This is a genomic window from Nostoc sp. PCC 7524 (assembly GCF_000316645.1).
In the GTDB taxonomy this organism is placed as follows: domain Bacteria; phylum Cyanobacteriota; class Cyanobacteriia; order Cyanobacteriales; family Nostocaceae; genus Trichormus.
The window spans coordinates 366,226-384,755 of the sequence record NC_019684.1 but is presented as its reverse complement, the minus strand read 5'-3'; the positions used below and the strand labels follow the sequence as shown (position 1 = coordinate 384,755).

At 42.0% G+C, this 18,530-nt stretch carries 18 protein-coding genes; 7 read left to right on the top strand and 11 right to left on the bottom strand.

Annotated features, from left to right (window positions below; all coding sequences use genetic code 11):
• Window positions 1-68: 68 nt before the first annotated feature.
• From lipA to NOS7524_RS01615, 4 genes are all read left to right on the top strand, one after another.
• Window positions 69-965, top strand: coding sequence for a lipoyl synthase (gene lipA / locus NOS7524_RS01630; RefSeq protein WP_015136710.1), 897 nt, complete (start codon window positions 69-71; stop codon window positions 963-965).
• Between the two features lie 64 nt (window positions 966-1,029).
• On the top strand, window positions 1,030-1,953 hold the full coding sequence (locus tag NOS7524_RS01625; RefSeq protein WP_041555494.1) for an NAD(P)H-dependent glycerol-3-phosphate dehydrogenase: 924 nt from the start codon (window positions 1,030-1,032) through the stop codon (window positions 1,951-1,953).
• Window positions 1,954-2,550: 597 nt separating this feature from the next.
• A complete protein-coding gene (sigC, locus tag NOS7524_RS01620) occupies window positions 2,551-3,801 on the top strand; it encodes an RNA polymerase sigma factor SigC (RefSeq protein WP_015136708.1) in 1,251 nt (416 codons plus the stop codon).
• Between the two features lie 343 nt (window positions 3,802-4,144).
• The gene (locus NOS7524_RS01615; protein ID WP_015136707.1) at window positions 4,145-4,600 is read left to right on the top strand and encodes a Fur family transcriptional regulator; all 456 of its coding nucleotides are present in this window, start codon (window positions 4,145-4,147) and stop codon (window positions 4,598-4,600) included.
• 132 nt (window positions 4,601-4,732) lie between these two features.
• On the opposite strand, the gene NOS7524_RS01610 is transcribed toward NOS7524_RS01615, so the two are convergent.
• A complete protein-coding gene (locus NOS7524_RS01610; RefSeq protein WP_015136706.1) occupies window positions 4,733-5,947 on the bottom strand; it encodes a peptidoglycan-binding domain-containing protein in 1,215 nt (404 codons plus the stop codon).
• A gap of 14 nt (window positions 5,948-5,961) precedes the next feature.
• Window positions 5,962-9,900, bottom strand: coding sequence for a cobaltochelatase subunit CobN (gene cobN, locus NOS7524_RS01605; RefSeq protein WP_015136705.1), 3,939 nt, complete (start codon window positions 9,898-9,900; stop codon window positions 5,962-5,964).
• A 92-nt stretch (window positions 9,901-9,992) separates the two neighbouring features.
• Between cobN and NOS7524_RS01600 the strand changes: the two genes are divergently transcribed.
• Entirely contained in the window at window positions 9,993-11,939 is a 1,947-nt protein-coding gene (locus tag NOS7524_RS01600; protein ID WP_015136704.1) for a GAF domain-containing sensor histidine kinase, read from the top strand.
• Window positions 11,940-11,988: 49 nt separating this feature from the next.
• Here NOS7524_RS01600 and NOS7524_RS01595 read toward each other — a convergent pair whose 3' ends face one another.
• The gene (locus NOS7524_RS01595; protein WP_015136703.1) at window positions 11,989-12,462 is read right to left on the bottom strand and encodes a DMT family transporter; all 474 of its coding nucleotides are present in this window, start codon (window positions 12,460-12,462) and stop codon (window positions 11,989-11,991) included.
• Between the two features lie 18 nt (window positions 12,463-12,480).
• The gene (locus NOS7524_RS01590) at window positions 12,481-12,972 is read right to left on the bottom strand and encodes a DMT family transporter (RefSeq protein ID WP_015136702.1); all 492 of its coding nucleotides are present in this window, start codon (window positions 12,970-12,972) and stop codon (window positions 12,481-12,483) included.
• Between the two features lie 175 nt (window positions 12,973-13,147).
• Here NOS7524_RS01590 and NOS7524_RS01585 point away from each other — a divergent pair, with 175 nt between their 5' ends.
• A complete protein-coding gene (locus NOS7524_RS01585) occupies window positions 13,148-13,654 on the top strand; it encodes a MarR family winged helix-turn-helix transcriptional regulator (protein ID WP_015136701.1) in 507 nt (168 codons plus the stop codon).
• Window positions 13,655-13,657: 3 nt separating this feature from the next.
• Here the strand turns inward: NOS7524_RS01585 and NOS7524_RS01580 are convergent, their stop codons facing one another.
• Window positions 13,658-14,566, bottom strand: a complete 909-nt coding sequence (locus NOS7524_RS01580) for a hypothetical protein (RefSeq protein ID WP_015136700.1) — start codon at window positions 14,564-14,566, stop codon at window positions 13,658-13,660.
• A 108-nt stretch (window positions 14,567-14,674) separates the two neighbouring features.
• Here NOS7524_RS01580 and NOS7524_RS01575 point away from each other — a divergent pair, with 108 nt between their 5' ends.
• A complete protein-coding gene (locus tag NOS7524_RS01575) occupies window positions 14,675-15,583 on the top strand; it encodes a metallophosphoesterase family protein (protein ID WP_015136699.1) in 909 nt (302 codons plus the stop codon).
• Between the two features lie 49 nt (window positions 15,584-15,632).
• Here NOS7524_RS01575 and NOS7524_RS01570 read toward each other — a convergent pair whose 3' ends face one another.
• From NOS7524_RS01570 to NOS7524_RS01550, 6 genes are all read right to left on the bottom strand, one after another.
• Window positions 15,633-16,121: a nucleic acid-binding protein gene (locus NOS7524_RS01570; protein ID WP_015136698.1), complete on the bottom strand. Its 489-nt coding sequence runs from the start codon at window positions 16,119-16,121 to the stop codon at window positions 15,633-15,635.
• Window positions 16,118-16,363, bottom strand: a complete 246-nt coding sequence (locus NOS7524_RS01565) for a UPF0175 family protein (RefSeq protein ID WP_015136697.1) — start codon at window positions 16,361-16,363, stop codon at window positions 16,118-16,120. Before NOS7524_RS01565 ends, NOS7524_RS01570 begins: the two co-directional genes overlap by 4 nt.
• Window positions 16,364-16,482: 119 nt before the next feature.
• Complete coding sequence (locus NOS7524_RS01560; RefSeq protein ID WP_015136696.1) at window positions 16,483-16,887, bottom strand: type II toxin-antitoxin system VapC family toxin; 405 nt, start codon at window positions 16,885-16,887, stop codon at window positions 16,483-16,485.
• 6 nt (window positions 16,888-16,893) lie between these two features.
• Complete coding sequence (locus NOS7524_RS01555; RefSeq protein ID WP_015136695.1) at window positions 16,894-17,109, bottom strand: hypothetical protein; 216 nt, start codon at window positions 17,107-17,109, stop codon at window positions 16,894-16,896.
• 155 nt (window positions 17,110-17,264) lie between these two features.
• Window positions 17,265-17,453, bottom strand: coding sequence for a type I-MYXAN CRISPR-associated protein Cas6/Cmx6 (locus NOS7524_RS31120; RefSeq protein ID WP_442789485.1), 189 nt, complete (start codon window positions 17,451-17,453; stop codon window positions 17,265-17,267).
• A 102-nt stretch (window positions 17,454-17,555) separates the two neighbouring features.
• Entirely contained in the window at window positions 17,556-18,527 is a 972-nt protein-coding gene (locus tag NOS7524_RS01550) for an O-methyltransferase (protein WP_015136694.1), read from the bottom strand.
• Between the last annotated feature and the right edge of the window lie 3 nt (window positions 18,528-18,530).

The window sequence follows — 18,530 nt, the reverse complement described above, 5'->3', positions numbered from 1 at the left end:
AATCAATTCAGCAAGGAATTTGCTTGCTAGGATTAGATTTGTATAACTTTCATTGGTAAAAGCGGATTGTGACTGTTAAACCAGACTGGTTGCGAGTAAAAGCCCCTCAATGGGAGCGCGTCGGTAATGTAAAAGAAATTTTGCGGGATTTAGCACTCAATACGGTTTGTGAGGAAGCCTCCTGTCCGAACATTGGTGAGTGCTTCCAAGCTGGTACGGCTACATTTTTGATTATGGGGCCAGCTTGTACTCGTGCCTGTCCTTATTGTGATATTGACTTTGAGAAAAAACCCAAAGCTTTAGATCCCACAGAACCAGCACGATTGGCAGAAGCTGTACGTCGTATGAGACTAAATCATGTGGTAATTACCTCTGTCAACCGAGATGATTTACCTGATGGTGGTGCTTCTCAGTTTGTTCAGTGCATTGCAGCCGTGCGTGCAGTTTCACCCCAAACCACAATCGAGGTATTAATTCCTGATTTATGTGGTAACTGGGATGCTTTAGAGATCATTCTCCAAGCCGCGCCAGAGGTACTAAACCACAATACAGAAACAGTTCCACGGCTGTATCGGCGCGTCAGGCCTCAAGGGAATTACGATCGCACACTGGAATTACTCAAACTCACCCGCCAAATTGCTCCTTGGTTGTACAGCAAATCAGGGATTATGGTAGGACTCGGCGAAACTGATGCGGAAGTGCGTCAAGTTATGCAAGACTTGCGCTCTGTAGATTGTGATATCTTGACCATTGGGCAGTATCTCCAACCCAGTCAAAAACACTTGCAAGTCAATGATTTTATCACTCCAGAACAATTTGCGGCTTGGCAAGCTTACGGTGAAGAACTAGGATTTTTACAAGTTGTTTCCTCACCGTTAACCAGAAGTTCCTACCACGCCGAGCAAGTGCGCGAACTTATGCAGCGTTATCCACGGAAAAAGAGTCCTGCATCTGTTGAATTTTAAATTTTGTAGGCGTAAGTCTACCCGTAGGGTATTTTGAATTTTAAATTTTGAATTTTTATTAGTGGTGCAAGAAACTACCATCGCAATTTTAGGTGCAGGTGCTTGGGGTGCAACCTTAGCCAATTTAGCAGCAGCTAATGGTCATCGGGTGCGTGTTTGGTCACGGCAGGGTGCTGACACTTTGGCAACAGTTTTACAAGATGCCCAAATAGTCCTGTCTGCTATCTCGATGAAAGGGGTAAGAGAAGTCGCGTCGCAAGTCAATTCTTTCCCCCTTTCACCCACAACCATTTTTGTCACTGCTACCAAAGGTTTAGAGCCACAGACTATCTTTACACCTTCAAAAATTTGGCAATCAACTTTTCCTGATCATCCAGTAGTTGTTCTGTCTGGGCCAAATTTATCTCAAGAAATTCAACAATCATTACCAGCTGCTACGGTGGTAGCCAGTCAAGACGCTACTGCTGCCCAAAAGGTGCAGCTGGCTTTTTCTTCCCAGAGGTTTCGAGTATATACAAATCCTGATCCTGTGGGTGTGGAATTGGGCGGCACACTCAAAAACGTCATGGCGATCGCAGCTGGTGTTTGTGATGGTTTACATCTGGGAACTAACGCCAAAGCCGCTTTAGTGACTCGCGGACTCACAGAAATGGTTCGCATTGGCAATTTCTGGGGAGCGAAGACGGAAACATTTTATGGTTTATCTGGTCTGGGAGATTTGTTAGCCACCTGTAACAGCCCTTTAAGTCGTAATTACCAAGTTGGCTATCAGTTAGCTGGTGGTAAGTCACTGACAGAAATTTTGGCTAATTTACCAGGAACCGCCGAAGGAGTAAACACTTGTCAGGTATTAGTACAACTAGCTAGGCAACAAAATATAGTCATCCCGATTACCGAGCAAGTTTATCGATTAATTCAAAGTGATGTTACACCACAACAAGCACTAGATGAACTGATGCTGCGAGATATCAAGCCAGAATACAGCTAAAAAATTAGGCAATAGGCACTCTTGCAATAGTAATTAATTATTCTTCTCTCCCTTATCCCCCTACACCCCTGAAGAAATATTTATTAGATGCTAACTAAGTGTGAAGTGTTGATAAAACAGTGCCAAGAGTTCACAGAATATGAAATGAAAGTATCACTTGTTACAGATTACTCAACCATCTTTCATCATTTATTACTTCTATTTTCTCCCCAAAAATCCTGAGAAAAAAAAGTAGAAAATCGTCAGGAAATTACTTTGATATTCATGTAGATGTGACTATGCCGATGGTAAACATCATTTCCACCGAAATGTGTTTATACAATTGCCAAAGTAGCAACTAATTTCCACCAAGGTTGAAATGCTAACTAGGTAGTTCGGATTTAAAGCCTAATCATGGGTTTGAATAGCTATTGGTTCAATCAGATGTTCAGCAGCCGACATAGTTCGGTTTTAATCTGGACAAAGACCAGTAAGTTTTTGCAACAAAACATTACTGGAAACCTCAACCGTGTTAGTTCATCTAAAATCACGGGAACAATAGCAACAGTTAATTAGCTGACCGCAATCTATTGTTACCTGGAGCCATAGAGACGATTTATGCCAGCAACATCTTTTTATGCAGATGCCGCCTACAATACCCAACAATCCCGCCAGGTTTTAGACCCTGATCTTACGGTTGATGACAGTGATTTGTCGGTGGACGATCTCCACGAATTGGAGATTGCTGCTGCTGATCCCAATAACTTTGCTGCCAGTGCTAACCGTCGCAGTACAGATTTGGTACGTCTATACCTTCAGGAAATCGGCCGGGTACGGTTGTTAGGAAGGGATGAAGAAGTTTCCGAGGCACAAAAAGTTCAGCGATACCTAAGATTGCGGACAGTGCTTGCGGGTGCAGCCAAACAAGGAGATGCAGTAGCTACCCCCTATCTTCACTTAATTGAAGTTCAAGAACGTTTAGCATCGGAGTTAGGACACCGCCCTTCTTTAGAAAGATGGGCTAATACAGCTGGTGTCCAAGTATCGGATCTCAAGCCGATTTTGTCCGAAGGGAAGCGTCGTTGGGCAGAAATTGCCAAAATGACTGTAGAAGAATTGGAACAAATTCAGTCTAATGGACTGCAAGCCAAAGAACATATGATCAAGGCGAATTTACGCTTGGTTGTGTCTGTGGCGAAAAAATATCAAAATCGCGGTTTGGAATTATTAGATTTAGTCCAAGAAGGGACTCTGGGTTTAGAACGCGCTGTAGAAAAATTTGATCCCACCAAGGGATACCGCTTTAGTACCTATGCTTACTGGTGGATTCGTCAGGGAATTACCAGAGCGATCGCTACTTCTAGTCGTACGATTCGCCTCCCTGTTCACATCACAGAAAAGCTCAACAAAATTAAAAAAGCTCAACGTAAAATTGCCCAAGAAAAAGGACGCACTCCTACTTTAGAAGACTTGGCAATTGAGTTAGAAATGACACCTAGCCAAGTGCGAGAAGTTTTGTTAAGAGTTCCTCGTTCCGTTTCTTTAGAAACTAAAGTCGGTAAAGATAAAGACACCGAATTAGGTGAGTTATTAGAAACCGACGGTGTAACACCTGAAGAAATGTTAATGCGAGAATCTTTACAAAGAGACTTGCAACATTTGTTAGCAGATTTAACCAGCCGTGAACGTGATGTGATTTTAATGCGGTTTGGGTTAGCAGATGGTCATCCTTACTCTTTAGCGGAAATTGGCCGCGCTCTTGATTTATCACGGGAACGGGTACGCCAAATTGAATCCAAAGCTTTGCAAAAACTGCGTCAACCTAAGCGTCGCAACCTCATCCGTGACTATTTAGAGTCTTTGAGTTAATGCGATACTCGATAGTCAATAGTCAATAGTCAATAGTGAAAAAAATCTATACTATGGATTGTTGACTCTGGACTATTTTCTGCTACCAAATTCCTTGATCCCCGCTTTTAACGACTATCGATTGCTGATAATAAAATTTGGCAATTAATAATAGAGTTGTTTTTTCAGTCGATTGTTGAATATCTATTGCAGGTGGGGATCATTATTAACTCTGTAACTCTGATATATTTGATCGATTATTTTTAAAATTTTAACAAATATTGTCAATAAGCTACGATTGTTGCAAATCACCCAAAACATTTGCTATATTCTCAATTAATAGGCTTTGTTGAGAAAAATTAGTATGACTGTCTACACAACTACTTCATTAAAGGCAGAATTAAACGAACGAGGCTGGCGTTTAACTCCCCAAAGGGAAACAATTTTACACATTTTTCAAGAACTCCCACAAGGCGAACACCTCAGTGCTGAGGATCTTTATGAACGCCTAGAAAGCGAGGGTGAAGGAATTAGTCTCTCAACTATCTACCGGACTTTGAAGTTGATGGCGCGGATGGGGATTTTGCGGGAACTGGAATTAGGTGAGGGACATAAACATTACGAAATTAACCAGCCTTATCCCCATCATCATCATCACCTAATTTGTGTCAAATGTAACGCCACTATTGAGTTCAAAAATGACTCAATTTTAAAAATTGGGGCTAAAACTGCTCAAAAAGAAGGGTTTCATCTACTTGACTGTCAGATGACAATCCATGCAGTGTGTCCCAAGTGCCAACGGGCGTTGATGCCTCTGTAGCACTTGGGTAGAAAAAAAGGGGAAGTTACTCAAATTAACCTACTAAATAGTATTTTGAGCGATTTCTCGTGGGGTGTGATTCGGAGGTAAGCAACCTGTTAAGAATTTATATCGGCAATACAAAAGCGGGTGCTAGAAGCGTCCGCTTCTAATGTCATTGAGACTGATACCGTAAAATTCTTGAGCTTGCTTGATGGCTTTTCTCGTGTCTTCTGCCATTACGCCATTTAATTGGCCTTTATAAAATCCTCTGGCTTGTAGTCGTCTTTGGATTTCCAAGACATTAAAATCGCTTTTGGGTGTTTTACTGACCAAACTATGTAACCTAGCTCTAGTAGTAGGCCCCGCAATCCCACTGATAGCTAAGTAATTCTCCCCTTGAAACCGCTTGACAGCATCTGCTGTGTAGCTGCCAAAGTAGCCATTGGGTGTTCCTTTTAGATATCCGGCTTTAATGAGTTGTTCTTGTAACACTCTGACTGCCTCACCGCGATCGCCTATGGTCAGTGTATCTTTAATTGCTGTAGGCTTAGGTGCAGGAGTTTCTCCACCGACACCAACAGGTGGCAATCTCTTGAGTGTTGCGGGGCCAACAATCCCGTCAACATTGAGTTTATAAGCGGCTTGAAATCTTTTCACAGATTCTTCAGTAATCGGGCCAAAAATTCCCGTAGCGTTACCGAAATAAAATCCTGCTACTCGCAAGCGTTCTTGTAACAATCTCACATCTTCCCCTTCATCTCCTTTAGTTAAATAGTTGGGACTGCGGCGTTTGTTGTTGACAGCAGCAGTAACATTGGATCTGCGTTGTGTATTAATAACCGTATTTTGGCGAGTTTGTGTACTCGCAGAATTGGTTTGTCTGGGTGGCGTAGTAGCGTTATTAGTTGGTTGAGGTGTGGTGAATGTATTAACAACTGTGGCTTTTGGGGGTTGGCTACTCACAGGTGATGCACGCCAATTATCCAATCTTTCTAAAGTCCTAGTGCCGACAATGCCATCAACAGGCAAACCAGCCGCTTCTTGAAAACGCCGCACAGCTGCTTCTGTGGGGAAATCATAGACTTGGCTGATGGGAGCTTGATAAAAACCTGCTTGTTGCAGCTTTTGTTGGAGACTGCGGACAGAAGGGCCTTGATCTCCCCTTTGCAACGCCCAAACGCTACTAATACTACCAAGAATAGATAATGTCAGTGCCAAGGGTAGCATATATTTCCAAGCTCTACTAGAGAGACGTTTCCAGTCTGGTGCAGCTGCTTGGTTAAACAAGTAACTGAGAGACACTAAATCACTGGATTCGTTACCTTCATAGTCGGAGGCTAGGTGCAAATACGCGATATTGTCCATATTTCCTACACCACTTATTTTTCTTCAATGCTGGCTTCAGCTTGATGTACTATGTTGCGTAAATTTTCTATTGTTTGTATATTTACATCCTGCCATAAACCGCGTTTGTGTGCCTCTAATAATCTTTCCGCAATATCACGGAGTGCATGGGGATTTTTATCTAGAATAAATGCCGCAACCACTGGATCAAGCAAATAAGCCTGCATCACACCTTGATACATATAATCTTCCACACATCTGGCCGTGGCATCATAGGCAAATAAAAAGTCTACAGTTGCTGACATTTCAAATGCGCCTTTGTAACCGTGGCGCATCATGCCGTCAATCCACTTAGGATTAACCACACGAGAACGATACACTCGTGTAATTTCTTCTTGCAGTTGGCGAATCCGTGGTTGGGAGGGAATGGAATGATCACCAAAATAAGTTTCGGGATTTTGTCCTTGGATAGAACGCACCGCAGCGACTAAACTACCCTGAAATTGATAATAATCATCAGAATCGAGCAAGTCATGCTCACGATTGTCTTGGTTGTGTAGCACAATTTGCAGCTGTGCTAATCGCTGGGTAAAGGCTTCGGGGGCAGCGACTGGGGACTGAGGACTGGGGACTGGGGATTGGGCATGGGATGTTTCCCTGCTGTTCCCTGCTCCCTGTTCCCTGTTTCCTGAAGAGTAAGCGTAACAACTCCAGTTGATGTAGGCGCTGGCTAAGTCTTGGTCGTCTTGCCAGTTTTGAGATTCGATTAAGCCTTGGAGTCCAGCACCGTAAGCACCTGGTTTAGAACCAAAGATGCGATAGCGCGATCGCTCGAATGCCGCTTCTGAAGTTAACCCTTGTTGCATCCAAAAATCAGTATCTTGGCTCACTTGTGCTGCTAAGGGGTTCTGTTCTGCTGGTTCATCTAAGGCGGCGACGGCGTTGACGGCTTGCTCAAATAAATCCATCAAGTTGGGAAAAGCATCACGGAAAAATCCCGAAATGCGTAATGTTACATCTACACGGGGTCTGCCTAAAATGCTCAGGGGCAGAATTTCTAAATCAACAACGCGTCTAGCTGCCCCATCCCATACAGGTCTGACACCCAATAACGCTAACGCCTCAGCAATGTCATCACCACCAGTCCGCATTGTGGCTGTTCCCCATACGGATAAGCCTAGTGTTTTCGGATACTCACCATGCTCCTGGGTGTAGCGTTCTATGAGGTTTTCGGCTGCTTTTCTGCCGATATCCCAGGCGATTTCTGTGGGAATGGCGCGAATATCCACAGCGTAAAAATTTCTGCCTGTGGGTAAAACTTCTGGCCTTCCCCGTGTGGGTGCGCCTGATGGGGCGCTGGGGACATATTTACCATCTAATCCACGTAGTAGATTGGTAATTTCTGTGTGGGTTTGTTGTAGTGCGGGGAGGAGTTTGGTGTTAATCCAGTTGAGGGAATGGGGGATTGGGGATTGGGGACTGGGGATTGGGGACTGGGGATTGGTGATTAGTTTTTCTACTAATATAGCGGCGTGTTCTTCTAGGGCGGTGATGGCATCGCCTACATTGCGGCAGGTATTTTGGGTTTGATCAGCTAGTATTTTTTGATCACTTGGGGATAATTGGGTGCTAAAGTCGGCCGTGAGGGGGTCGAAATCTAAACCCCACGCATCGGCTAAAGCCCTGGTGATACCTGGAGAATAGCGGTTGGGGATGCGGGCGATCGCCACAATTAAATCTCTGAGTTGTCTACCTTGGGGACATTGCCCAAAAATATGTAAACCATCCCGAATTTGTGCTTCTTTTAATTCACACAGATATCCATCAAGAGAATTCAAAATTAAAGCCTCGAAATTCAAAATGTCTTTTTCATCTTGAATTCCTAAGTCTTTGTAAAGATTTTCTTGAATGACTAATTCGCGGATGCGATCGCGAATGGCTGGTAATCGAGACGGATCTAAACTTTCCGCCTCATAATACTCATCAATTAAATTTTCTAGCTTTTGCAAAGCCCCATAGAGTTCAGCGCGGGTCATGGGGGGCGTAAGATGATCAATAATCACCGCCTGAGCGCGACGCTTGGCTTGAGAACCTTCACCTGGGTCATTGACAATAAACGGGTAAAGGTGAGGCATCGCGCCAAAAGCTACTTCTGGATAGCAATTGCTAGATAATGCCAAACTCTTACCTGGTAGCCATTCTAAATTGCCATGTTTCCCGACATGAACAATGGCATCAGCTCCAAAACATTCCCTCACCCAATAGTAAAAAGCTAAATAGGCATGGGTAGGCTCTAAATCTGGTGCATGATAATTCAAACTAGGGTCAAGATCATAACCCCGTGATGGCTGAATACCTAGGAAGATGTTACCGAGTTGAATACCGGGAATGGGGATTGGGGATTGGGGATTGGGGATTGGGGATTGGGGATTGGGGAATAGGAATAATAACTCTCCTCTGCTCCCCTGCTCCTCTGCTCCCCTGCTCCCCTGCTCCTCTGCTCCTCTGCTCCTCTGCTCAAAATTTCCCCATCTCTCCCTAATACCTTGCTGTACTGCTGCTGGTAGTGAGGCGAAATATGCTTGATACTCGGCAGTAGATAAACTCTGCTGTACTGGCCGCCAGTCTCTACCTTCTGGATCATTGGTGACACCAGAGGTTAAACGTTGGATTAATTCGTCGCTATCATGGGGCGGGTTTTCTAAGTCATACCCAGCTAATTGCAATGCTTTGAGGATTTCTACACAACTGGCTGGGGTATCCAATCCGACACCATTAGCTAAACGTCCGTCGCGGTTAGGGTAATTGGCTAAAATTAGGGCAATTTTCCGCTCTTCGGGTGGCTTGGAACGTAAGCGTACCCAATTAGCTGCTAGTTGAGCGACAAACTCGATGCGATCGCTCACTGGCTCATACACTACCACATCTGTTTCTAAATCGGGATTGCGGGTTTGTACCGCCTTAAAAGACACAGCACGGCTAATTATCCGCCCATCTACCTCTGGTAGTGCTACATTCATAGCTATGTCACGGGGAGATAGGCCATTTAACTGGGCTTCCCACTGCTCTAAAAATCCCCCACTGAGGATTACTTGTAATACTGGCACATCTAATTTTTCCCACAGTTCAGTCTGGGGCGATTCTGTGTCTAAACGAGCTAGAGAAAAGCTGGTGGTATTCAGTAACACGGCAATTTGCTGTGAGTCTTTCGGCTGTAAAAACTCACTCAACTCCACCTGCACATCAGGATCACGTAACGAAGAGATAAACACTGGTACAGGCCGCAAGTTTCTTTGCCACAAAGCCTGACACAACGCATCAATTACCTTGGTGTTACCTGCAAGATAATGAGCGCGGTAGAACAATAGACCAACTTTAGGGAGTGGGGAGTTGGGAGTGGGGAGTTGGGACTTTTCCACTTCCTGTTCCCATTGATACAATCCCACACGGGGAACTGGTCGGGGTGGTGGTGGATTATATGCAGTTGCTAGGCAGTTATCAGATATAAATTTCAGGGCATTAACAGCATTTTCTACGCCGCCTTCGTTGAAATACTGCCATATTTGGTTAACAATAGCTACAGGCAAGGTAGATTGAGAGATTAGTTCAGGATCTAGAGCATCGTCTCCTGGCATTACAATTAGGGTTGTACCAGTACGTTGAACAATTTCTTGCACTACTTCTAAACCATAAGCCCAATAGGAACGTCCTCCTAATAGGCGTAAGATAATTACCTGGGCAAGTTCTAATACTTGTTCACTATAGGTATCTATACTAATCTGCTGCTGCAATAGCAACAAATTAGCCACTCTCAATGCAGGAAATGTTACAGGTAATTTGGGAAATGCAGCTGCCAAGGTTTGAATATCGGTATCAGCAGCCGTAATCAACACAATCGGAGCCGGGGTTTGTTCGAGAAAAATTACACCTTCTGACTGATTCCATCCAACCGTTGTGCTATTGATTCGGTGCATATCCTTTATTACCGCCTTACATTGTTAGTTAGAACATAATCACAACTATTATTTCAGCCCAGCCTCCAATCCCTCTCACCAGATCATTGAAAATGATTAGTTCTCCTGATTTGAGCTTTTCTCGAAACTTGCCTTCAGTTGTGTTTCATCAACTAGGAGAATTGTTGCAGCAGATGGCTCAATCTTTAGGGAATGCTGCTTTGTTACTCACAGAAGCTGTTTTGACAAGGGTTCAGATACCTTTGGAGTGGCAAAGGCAAAGGTTTACGCTGGTGGTTTCTGAGGGATTTAGTGCGCTTTTGCTAGGAGAACAACAGCAGATAAGTTTATGGGAGGAATTTATTCCCGTCACCCAGGACTCAACTCATTCTACGGGAGTTTACAGCAATATTGACTCCATACTCAATACTAGGTTGACTTTTAACTCAGAGGCGATCGCCTCTTTTATCTCCAAATTGCAAGATTTGTTTGGGCTTGATTCTTATACTCACCAACATCTGGAACGCTATTGCCAAATTCTCAGACCTAATGATGCTACTCTGCAAAGCCAATTTTCTTTGTTGTTATTAGAATATTTCTTACCACAGCAACAGGAGGAAGTAACAACATCTGCACTGGATGCTATGCCTGAAGTCTATGCCTGTCAAGCAGTAGAAGATGCTTTGAAAAAACAAGTTGCTCAAGAGCGATTGCTGAATCAGGTGACAACGCAAATCCGCAAAAGCCTAGATTTGTCAGTAATTATGACAACGGCTATTGCCCAGGTACGGGAGTTTTTAGAATTAGATAGATTAGTTATATATAAATTTGACAGATCACGAGTCAATCGTCAAAACTCCCTACAACTGCCCATACCAGAGAGCCAAATTCATGGGGGTTGTATAGTCTATGAAGCTCGTGCTACAGATACCATTAAGTCTGTACTACATTACCAAGAAAAAGCTTGTTTTGTGAGAAATTCTCCATGTTGGGAGAAATATCGTCAAGGTTTTACTTTAGTTGTTGATGATGTAGAAAAAACTTACGCTCTAGAAGAGTGTTTATTGAATTTTTTAAGAGAAAGTCAAATCAAAGCTAAATTAGCAGCACCCATTATGTTTGAAGATAAATTATGGGGGTTGCTAATTGCTCATCAATGTTATAGTCCGCGTCAGTGGCAAGAAAGTGAAAAAAGCTTACTGACTTCTATTGCTGAACAATTAGCGATCGCAATTCATCAATCAGAATTAATGCGATCGCTCACCCAAGAAAAGCAAACTCTGGAACAACGAGTCATTGAACGGACAATGGCTTTACATGATGCTTTAGTGGCGGCGGAAGCTGCTAGCCGCATCCGGAGTGAATTTTTAGCTACCATTAGCCACGAATTACTCACGCCTTTAACTTACGTGATTGGGATGTCGGCTACTTTGTTACGTTGGCCTTTGGGTGAATTAAGTCAACGGCAACGGGATTATTTACAAACAATCCACGATAGCGGCGAACATTTATTAGAAATGATTAATGACATCCTCGATTTGTCACAAATTGAGGCGGGTAAAGCAGTTTTAAATATTACAGAATTTTCCTTGGCCAACATTGCAGAAAATACGATAGAATCACTGCTCGATAAAGCTCATAGTGAACAAGTTAGCCTGAAGTTGGATTTACAAATTGATCCTAGACGCGATCGCTTCACGGCTGATACCACACGGATACAACAAATTCTCTGGAATCTTTTAACTAATGCCATTAAATTTACCCCCGAAGGCGGCAGTGTCACGTTGCGTTTGTGGGTGGAAGATGATACAGCTATCTTCCAAGTTGAAGATACTGGGATTGGCATCCCGGAAAATCAATTACCATTACTGTTTGAGAAATTTCAGCAACTCGATACACCCTATCGCCGCCGCTACGAAGGAACAGGATTGGGTTTAGCATTAACTAAACAATTGGTAGAACTGCACCGAGGTCGAATTGAAGTAGAATCCACAGTAGGTATTGGTTCAATTTTTACCATCTGGATACCATCTCAAAAGGTAATGGGGAATAGGGAGTAGGAAGTGGTGAATATTCATGCCAGATGATTTTCTCAATTCCATGCAAACTTTACCTAAAATTTTGATCAGAATAATTTCTATCCAATTGAGTAATGATGATCGCTACTATTAATGTGGCAATTCCTAATGCTTTGGGTATGGTGATGGGATATTTAATAGCACCAAACCATCCCAATTGATCAATGATCAATGACATCAACATCTGGCTAAATACAACAACTAAAGTAGTTGTGGTTAAACCCAATTTAGGAATTATTAATGTACTTAAGGTCACGAAGATTGCACCTAACAAGCCGCCTAAAAATGCCCACCAAGGAGTAACAGAAAGCAAGTCAAGTTTGTAGGGTTTGAGAATGCCAAGTGTTAGCAGCAAGGTGAGGATACTAAACCCAACCAGAAAATTAATTGTTGCTGCTGCTATTGGGGAGTGGAGTATAGTCTTTAATTGGGCATTAGTGGCTGCACCAATTGTTGAGAAACCACCAGCCGAGCCAGCGCCAAGCAGTGCTAAGAGGATATCCATAGATGATATTGAAAAGTATTAGGTGGGTAGCGAAAGCAAAAAAATTGCCACGATCAATAGTCCAACGGTAAGGTGGCGATTAGCTGTTAGACGACGGCGGTTAACTCCTAACCAGCCAAAATGGTCAGTTACCATGCCAGCGATCGCTTGTCCACATATCACTAACCCCTGAGTTAAGGTAGTTCCCAAAATCGAGGTGAAGTAAGCACTGGAGGCAATATACCATGCTCCAAATAAACCACCCATCAAACTCCATCGGGGGGCTTTGGCTAAAGCAGACCAATCTGGATGACCAAACCGACCTGTGCATAATAAACTAATCAAAGCAATTGAGCCGACAAGGTAGGAAATATTGGCAGCTACCGGTACAGAATTGAGCGATCGCGCTAATTGGGCATTGAGATTAGTTTGAATCGGCAATACCGCACCATTCAGTAACGCTAGCAGTATATATAAGTATCTGTGACCATTAGGGGCAGATCCCTGATGGCTGAAACGTATAGGTGTCATGGCTGTTGTTTTATAAGGAGGATAGAGGGTGTAAATAGTCCACCCCCATAGAATTCATAATTTCCAATAGCTCAAATTCCAACGATGAGAACTCAGTTCAAAATTTAGCTTGATATCAAGATAGTTGAAATAAAGATAAATGTCAAGAATCTCGATGTCAAGTTAAAATGGCAATATGAACAAAGATCGAATTGACATCATTCTTGAGGAATGGCAACAGGAATTGCCGCAGTTGGACACATCAGCACTAGGGATAATTGGGCGGGTACTGCGAATTGCCCGTCTTTTGGAAAAGCAGAGGGAAAGTATACTGGCTGAGTATGGCTTGAACGTGTGGTCATTTGATGTGTTAGCCACACTGCGACGACAAGGACATCCTTTTCGCCTGAAACCTACAGAACTCTATAGTTTGCTCATGCTATCTTCAGGCGCAATGACAAACCGAATTGATCGCCTAGAACAAGACGGCATAGTAACCCGTATCCGTGATGCAGAGGATCGGCGCAGTGTCATAGTACACCTAACTCCCAAAGGCGTACAGCTGGCGGATACTGTGATGCCTATTCTTTTTGAGAAAGAGAAACAGCTGTTATCCCAATTCACAGCTGATGAAGCGCAAATCTCAATCCAAATGCTGCGTAAGCTACTTATGTTACTCGAACAGGATGGAAAAACGCTTTAATATCTACTGTAGGCGATCGCTTCCATTGAAAATTGTTGTTTTGCGTTGAAAAATAATCATCTCAGTCCCAACAACAGGGTTACGCGCTACCAACCTATCTTGAGAGTCGATAATTTCTAAATGGGCAAAATCTAATTCTTGAGAACGCTGCAATATCTCAGTCGCTAGTTGATTTTGCTCAGAGGCTTTGAGATTGTACCAGTCGTCATTAATTTTGACAGTCAGACTGCTGGTGCGGAAGTTAGCTTGAATTGATTGTATGAGTCCAGAAGCAATTTTATTGCTAATTTCTGCCACTTGATTTTCAATGGCTGCAATTAAAGTTTGTTCTGGGGTTAACTGTGGTTTAGGTTTTGGTGTCGGTGTTGGCGTAGGAGTGGGTTCTGGTGTAGGTTCTGGTTCTGGTGACGGGGGCGGAATTTCTACTTCCGGTGGTAGCGGCGTAATTTCCTCTGTTGGCTGTGGTTTTGGTGTAGGTTCTGCTTCTGGTGGAATAGTGATTGTTGGTGTTGGGGTGGGTGTAGGTGTGGGAACTTCCTCAACTGGGGGGAATGTTGCTACCTGAGTGGGTTTGTTAGTCAAGACTGTTACAGTTGTCCCAATTAAAATCACGGTAACGCTAGCAATGATGCCAGTCAAAGCCGTATCTGTCAACTTGGTAGACAAATTGGATGGTAAAAAAGGACGGACTTGCTTAAGTAAAAATCTACTCCATTTAGATGCTAGCGATCGCCAAAATCCGGGTGCTGCTTCCGTACCAGCAGGGGGTGCTGTCTCTAGTTTCTCTACAGTGGTTTCTAATATTCCTATCGTCCCCCGCAGAAGTTGAATGATGAGCGCCTTCCAAGCAGGCTGAACTCGCCTTTGGGGAGGTTGATTAGGTTGGGATTCAGGGGGATTGTCTTGTGACATGGAACTTTTACCAAAACCAGAGAATCAAAGTCAGATAACTTGCCCTAATGTATCACTTCATGACTCATGGCTTGGGCTAAACTGGCTATTTATTAAATTTGGTTAATTATGAAACTCAAGCGTCGTCAATTTTTATTTTTAAGCAGTCTCAGCACCGTTGGTACAGGTGTTTTAGCTTTGACACTAGCTCATCAACATGGTGAAACTAACCTGGTTGAGTTAGCAACCGCCGCCACACCAGCCAAAAAAGACTTATTACTGCGGTTTGTATCTGTTGCTGATACCGGAACTGGAGCCAGAGGACAGTATGCTGTCGCTAAGGCGATGACGCTATATCACAAGCGCAATCCCTATGATTTAGTAGTGTTAGCTGGCGATAATATTTATAATAATGGCGAAATTGAAAAAGTTAATGCTGTATTTGAGCGTCCCTATCAAGATTTGCTCAAGCAAGGTGTGAAGTTTCAAGCTTGTTTAGGTAATCACGATATTCGTACTGAGAATGGTGATCCACAAGTCAAATATCCTGGCTTTAATATGAACGGACGGAGGTATTATACTTTTCGCCGCAATTCCGTGCAATTTTTTGCTTTAGATACTAACAGTAACGCCGATTGGAAAAATCAAATACCTTGGTTAGAAAGAGAATTAAGTAGTAGTGATGCGCCTTGGAAAGTAGTATTTGGGCATCACCCAATTTATTCATCTGGTGTCTACGGTAGTAATCAAGCTTTTATCAAAACCTTTACACCATTATTTAAAAAATATGGTGTGCAACTATATATCAATGGTCATGAACACAGTTATGAACGTACTCGCACTATCGATGGGACTACCTATTTAATTTGTGGTGCGGGTGCAGGTAATCGTCCTGTGGGGCGTTCAGAATGGACTGGATATTCTACAAGTAATTTAAGCTTCGCCGCCTATGAAGTTTACCCTGATAGAATCGATGTCAGTGCGATCGGTACTAATCATCGGGTTTTTGACAGAGGTATTATTAAATCCAGTAAATAATCGCAAAAATTTCTGGAAAAGCCAGTAGTAAATAGGGTTAATTTTGTATTTACTTAAAATGCTGAGTGGTGTTACGAGCAAACTTAACCCTAGTGATTTGGATAAGGCGATTAAAACTGCAACCATAGAGTTTAATAACTGGAATTAGCCCCTGTTTTTTGGCTTGTAGCAAGACTCCCAACAGACCTATTACATTAATTCCATAATTGGTAGCTACTATTCGTCCTCTGCGTTCATCCATTAACAGCAAGTCAGCTTTCATTTCTAAGGACAAAATAATTGCTTCCGCTTCTCCCAAGTGAATACTTTCATTATTTTCTTGAATTTCTGTAACTTGTAGAGAATTAATAACTGTCTGTGTCTGAATCCAAGATAAAGTTTGTACCTCTACTGCACCAGGGACAATCTTATTGACACCAACCATCTCGTTATATACAGCTTCAGGGATGATAACGCTACCATACAACTGTCGCAATAAATCTAACTGACCAATCGCTGCTAAGTTTGTGATTGGTGATGTATCGCTAACTATAATCACAGCAAACCCATTGATTGCAGTGTCGCTATATCAGATTGGAAATCTTCAACATCATAGTTAATATGTAAACCTCGTTTGGCTAATTCATGCTGAAATTCCAGGACTGTGATTCCTGTCCATGCTCGGACTTTAGCACTGCTAATTTTACCTTGCTGGTAAAGCAAGATAGCAATTTCTAATTTGATTTCATCTTCTGTCATGTTTGATGCTCTGAGGATATCATCGGGAATTGTGACGCTCATCTGGGGAAATTCCAAATCTTAATATTTATTCTAGTTCTTCAGTTATGCTGGGGAAATTTTGATGTTTAAGTTTTCAACGGAAACTTTATCTCAGATAACATGGGGGATAAGTCGGCTATTCACACAGAACGCCAATTTTCGATTTGCAAGTTAGGTATTCTTTGAAATTCTCGGACATTAGATGTCACCATAATGTGATTATTGATGACTGCGGTGGCGGCGATGAGTACATCATACGCACCTATAGGCGAACCTGCTTGTTTGAGAAAGCTTCTGATTTCGGCTGCTTGTTCTGCTTCCTTCGAGTCAAAAGGTAAAGTTGTTATTGAGTTAAATAATGTTGCAATAACTGGTTGAATTTTAACAGCGCGCTGTGGGTTTATAGCTAATCCATATTTCACCTCCATCACTGTTAGAGATGAAACAAAAATTTCTGTAGGAGAGATTAATTTTATTCGCTTGAGGGTGTTTTCTTCTCCTTTGACAAAATCACTAATGACGCAAGTATCCAGTAGATAACCCATACATAATTAAAGTTCTATTTCGTTAGGTGGTATCAGTTCATCTCGATATGATTCAAAGATAATACTTTCTGTTACACCTTGATATTGCATGATCATTTCTGGCCATTCGCTGGGTTTAGTTTCTAGAAAGGTGACATAAACTAAGCTTTCTGTAATACCCTGCGGTGTTTCAGCTAGTTCAATTTTGCCGTTTTTATAAATTCCTTGAATTGTTTTTAACATATAGCTTACCTCCTACATGAATTTTAACCTGTCTCGGCTAATTCTTCCCTCATACTGGGTGGGAATTGGATGTCTAGCTTTCAAGTAATTGCTATTGCCTTTTTTTAATTTTGATAGTTATACGTATTCGTTTTCTATTGGCTTTGGTGGGAATGCTAGCAATTGCTTAGATACCCAGTTGTTCTAGCTGACGCTGCGCTACGACTAAATAAAGTTTCAGGTTCTTCATGTCCTCTTATTACCACAATGCGCGATCGCAGTTTCTCCGCAGGTTGAAGCAAACATATGTCGGGAATACCCAAACGAATTGTATGCTTGCCAATTCTCAGGGACTTACCCGCCAATGGGTAAACCAAACGTACCTGATTGATTGGTATCTGAATTATTCATCTTAAAATTTTTGGTCAAATGAATTACACTATATCAAAAGAAAAATTCTGTCGTAGCTACATGAGCATTTCCACAAAAGAAGGAAAGTATTTATACAATTCTGCATAGGATTTAACATCTTGGGCAGAGATACAAATTTGTTTCCCTGCATCGCAATCATCTGTGGGCATTTGGCTATCTAGATACTGAATTTCCTTTGGTGTAAGATTTGGTACGTTGATTTCATAAGGATTATCCAATTCTGCTGTATGAAAATTCTTCCTAAACTTACATTGTTCTACCAAATTACAGTATTTATGTTCAAAAATAAGCCATCCAACTGTTAACATACGACAACCATCTGCATAACGAAAATTAAAAATCTGTTTATAATTAAGCTTTTCGTATTCCGAGCGTGTTGAATTGACGTTACTAATACTTTGTTCGAGTTGATTATGAATTATTCTTTTATAAAGATTTCCTAAATTCTTCCCAGTTAAATCACTTGAATTTAGATTTATAGGAATTTTTTCATTGGGAAGTCTTTCTCGTAACTTATCTTCTCTAAATTTGTTTATTTCTTCTCTAGTAAGACCTTCATCTTGAGGTCGTTCTGGCTCTGCACTAGTCGTAATAATTAAAACACTTCCAGATACTAATTTGCTTATAAGAGTATCAATATCATCTAAAATTGTTTTTTCTAATGGGCTATCATAATCAAGCCATACAATTGATTTCTTATTCCACTCAATTGTCGGCAGAACTTCATAGGAAGTTCCATACTTTATTTTTATACATCCAAAAGGTTTATTATATTCAAAACGAGGTTTGGCGTTACGATCTTTTTCTATACTTATCATATCCTCAATATGTAAAAATTTGTGAAAAAGAATAAAATCAGTAAAGTAAGTTGAGCCAAAACCCACATACCTATAAGTTGCAACTTCTCCGAACGGACTTAAGCATCGGAGAGAATCACATATCATCTTTCTTTCAACTGCTTTTGCAGGACGAAGACGATAATTAATTCTTGAATAACTACCAGCCATAAT

Coding starts and splice junctions, on each gene's coding strand:
- sigC (WP_015136708.1), top strand. CDS start 2,551: ATGCCAGCAACATCTTTTTATGCAGATGCCGCCTACAATACCCAACAA.
- NOS7524_RS01615 (WP_015136707.1), top strand. CDS start 4,145: ATGACTGTCTACACAACTACTTCATTAAAGGCAGAATTAAACGAACGA.
- NOS7524_RS01610 (WP_015136706.1), bottom strand. CDS start 5,947: ATGGACAATATCGCGTATTTGCACCTAGCCTCCGACTATGAAGGTAAC.
- cobN (WP_015136705.1), bottom strand. CDS start 9,900: ATGCACCGAATCAATAGCACAACGGTTGGATGGAATCAGTCAGAAGGT.
- NOS7524_RS01600 (WP_015136704.1), top strand. CDS start 9,993: ATGATTAGTTCTCCTGATTTGAGCTTTTCTCGAAACTTGCCTTCAGTT.
- NOS7524_RS01595 (WP_015136703.1), bottom strand. CDS start 12,462: ATGGATATCCTCTTAGCACTGCTTGGCGCTGGCTCGGCTGGTGGTTTC.
- NOS7524_RS01590 (WP_015136702.1), bottom strand. CDS start 12,972: ATGACACCTATACGTTTCAGCCATCAGGGATCTGCCCCTAATGGTCAC.
- NOS7524_RS01585 (WP_015136701.1), top strand. CDS start 13,148: ATGAACAAAGATCGAATTGACATCATTCTTGAGGAATGGCAACAGGAA.
- NOS7524_RS01580 (WP_015136700.1), bottom strand. CDS start 14,566: ATGTCACAAGACAATCCCCCTGAATCCCAACCTAATCAACCTCCCCAA.
- NOS7524_RS01575 (WP_015136699.1), top strand. CDS start 14,675: ATGAAACTCAAGCGTCGTCAATTTTTATTTTTAAGCAGTCTCAGCACC.
- NOS7524_RS01565 (WP_015136697.1), bottom strand. CDS start 16,363: ATGAGCGTCACAATTCCCGATGATATCCTCAGAGCATCAAACATGACA.
- NOS7524_RS01560 (WP_015136696.1), bottom strand. CDS start 16,887: ATGGGTTATCTACTGGATACTTGCGTCATTAGTGATTTTGTCAAAGGA.
- NOS7524_RS01555 (WP_015136695.1), bottom strand. CDS start 17,109: ATGTTAAAAACAATTCAAGGAATTTATAAAAACGGCAAAATTGAACTA.
- NOS7524_RS01550 (WP_015136694.1), bottom strand. CDS start 18,527: ATGGCTGGTAGTTATTCAAGAATTAATTATCGTCTTCGTCCTGCAAAA.